Origin of the sequence: Pseudomonas sp. HY7a-MNA-CIBAN-0227, from assembly GCF_040310325.1 — a bacterium.
Taxonomy (GTDB): Bacteria; Pseudomonadota; Gammaproteobacteria; order Pseudomonadales; family Pseudomonadaceae; genus Aquipseudomonas.
Map to the genome: position 1 here is coordinate 1 of NZ_JBEOPT010000144.1, position 270 is coordinate 270.

The following is a 270-nucleotide window of genomic DNA, read 5'->3' on the forward strand; positions in this document are numbered from 1 at the left end:
TAGGAACGCTTGCAACTATTGTTGAATTGCAAGAACAGAATCAGCTACCCACGCCCGCCCTACTTATCATGGGTGATGTGGTCGCGCTACATCATGATTTGGCTTGGTATAATCTACATAATCAGCAGCACAATCAAAATGTTAGCGATACCGATGATAATTGGTTGCGAGATGGTACTGCGGCAACACCAAAAGATAAGGTCGTTGACCAACAAGCACATGCATTATCGATGATTGCTAATTTAGCTGAGAAAAATGATAGCTTAGAGC

At 42.6% G+C, this 270-nt stretch carries 1 protein-coding gene; it reads left to right on the forward strand.

The window, feature by feature from the left end; translation table 11 throughout:
• Window positions 1-270 (forward strand): hypothetical protein (locus tag AAEZ06_RS27335; protein ID WP_350617238.1); only part of this gene is annotated, 270 nt, incomplete at both ends.